The organism is Mesotoga infera (assembly GCA_011045915.1).
Classification (GTDB): Bacteria; Thermotogota; Thermotogae; order Petrotogales; family Kosmotogaceae; genus Mesotoga; species Mesotoga infera_D.
The window spans coordinates 1-2115 of the sequence record DSBT01000364.1; the positions used below are offsets into that span (position 1 = coordinate 1).

A 2115-nucleotide genomic window follows, 5' to 3' on the forward strand; every position below is an offset into this window, starting at 1 on the left:
CGGTCCTCAGGACTGGACCTGTCATTACTCTCCAGCAGAAAGCCATGTGTGATCCGAGTCAACGGGATAACCATTGATCAATGCAATCGCGCCAATGGACATTTCCTCGCCGGACCCAAGCGTGATGTGGTGCAAGGGCATCACGAAAGCCATTCCTGACATCTCCCTATTGATTGTAATGAAAGTAGCAATTGGTATCCCTGTCGAGAGTGCAGAAGATCAGGCGCCACCAGTAGTCGTGTCAATACTGATGTATAGCTGTAAACATCGACCATTTCTTGAAACGCCATCTGCTCAAAGTTCCTATTTGAATTTGACCGGTGCACGGCACAGAGCTTCATAAATAACTGATTTGTCAGACGAATATGGATCGATAGTCCCCATTCCTGTTCAAGGGTGCCTTTAGTTATTCAAGATTTTACTGTATGCCTTTGTTTGTAGTCGTTTCTGAACGCTTCTATAGACTCCTGCTTGACTTTGGAGAAAGCGATCGTTTCTGGTAGTTTGATTACATAATGAGAATCTAGGAGGAGGTTGATTATATGAAACTGATTGCTATCTTACTTATATCGGTGGTTTTGAGTCTTTCTGCTATTGCAGACACCGGCGAAGTTAAAAATATCACGGGCGCTTTCATACAGCTGGACGGGCAGCTCTCCCAGTTTGGCGAAGAGCAGTGGCATGATGAGCTCACGCTTATGAAGGAGATCGGAATGGACACCGTGATAATTCAGTACAGCGCTTACGGGGAGAGGTTTTATTACCCCTCCAGGTATATGAAGACTGACGAGATCTCTCCCGACGAAAGTATTGCCGAGTTGGTCTGGAGCGGTTCTGCAAGGACGAGGTTCGTGAAAATCGTTATTGAACCTTCAAGCGCCGAGTGGACTATGATTCCCGAAGTCACTGTCAAGAAGGGTACAGAAGTGATGTCTCTCGGAAAATCATATTCAGTGGATCCGCAGGCTAGTCCTAATTATCCTTCCGATGGAAAACTGACTGACGGAGGGGCCGACTATGCCTGGGGAGCGATGGTTGGCTGGCAGTATCCAAAAAAGCCTATAGAGATAGTGATCGATCTCGGAGAGATAATCCCTATAGATTCAGTAGCAGTCAAGTTCATGAGGTCTGAAATTTCCGGTGTTCAGATCCCTGAAAAGGGATTCGAAGTGGCGATTTCAAACGATGGCAAAGGCTTCATTACTGCCGGGAAGGTAACATGGGAAGAAAGCAAACAGGCATCCGTCAGCGATACGCTCGGCGAACTCCTTAAAGCGGCCGACGCTCTGGATATGAAAGTCTTCCTCGGTCTTTCCTTGAACCCTTCTTACTGGTCCGGCGAGTTCGATCCCAAAGAGCAGACTAACAACAATCAAAGGATCTTGACTGAGTTGTTCAGTCTTTATGCCTCCCATGAATCACTGGCCGGTTGGTATCTTCCCGAAGAAATCGACGACAGGAATTTTCTCACGCAGAGCAGAAAGGACGGAATCAGAACCTATCTGAAGTCAATGGCGACCTATGCGAAGTTTCTTACCAAAAAGCCGGTTATGATCTCTCCGTACTTTGGAATCAGCCCGAACGGCGAAGCTTACGCCGAATGGTGGGACTACGTTCTCACCGAAGCAAAGGTGGATATCATAGCGATGCAAGACGGGGTCGGAACCAGGAGAACTACCGTGGCCGAATCTGCAGGAGTGATAGAGGCTCTGAAACCTGTCATGGAAAAGCATGGAGTGGAGTTCTGGGTCAACGTCGAGGTATTCAATCAGATTCACGGATGGCCTGTAGACACGGGCAGCTGGCAGGCCGTTCCCGCTGACATCGACAGGGTAATCGATCAGCTGAAGATGCAGTCTCCATTCACTGAGAAGGTGATCATATTCGATTTCCCGCACTACATGACTCCAAGGCTTGTAGGGAAAGCCGAAGAGCTTTATGAGGCCTACAAAGAATACATAGGATTGGGGGATTGATCATGAAGAAGATAGTTGTTGTTGCCGTTTTGCTTGCTTTATCGACATTCACTCTCGCCAAGACGGAGCTGGCCTTCTGGTATGCCTGGGGAGGAGATGAAGGGAAGGCCCTCCTCGCTCTCGTAGATGAATTCAACGC

Annotated in this window: 2 protein-coding genes; both read left to right on the forward strand. The window is 48.1% G+C overall.

From position 1 onward, the window contains the following. Positions 1–542 precede the first annotated feature (542 nt). Positions 543–1976: a DUF4434 domain-containing protein gene (locus tag ENN47_11895; GenBank protein ID HDP78853.1), complete on the forward strand. Its 1434-nt coding sequence runs from the start codon at positions 543–545 to the stop codon at positions 1974–1976. Between the two features lie 2 nt (positions 1977–1978). Then, positions 1979–2115: ABC transporter substrate-binding protein (locus ENN47_11900; GenBank protein ID HDP78854.1), on the forward strand; the 137-nt coding region annotated here is incomplete at its 3' end.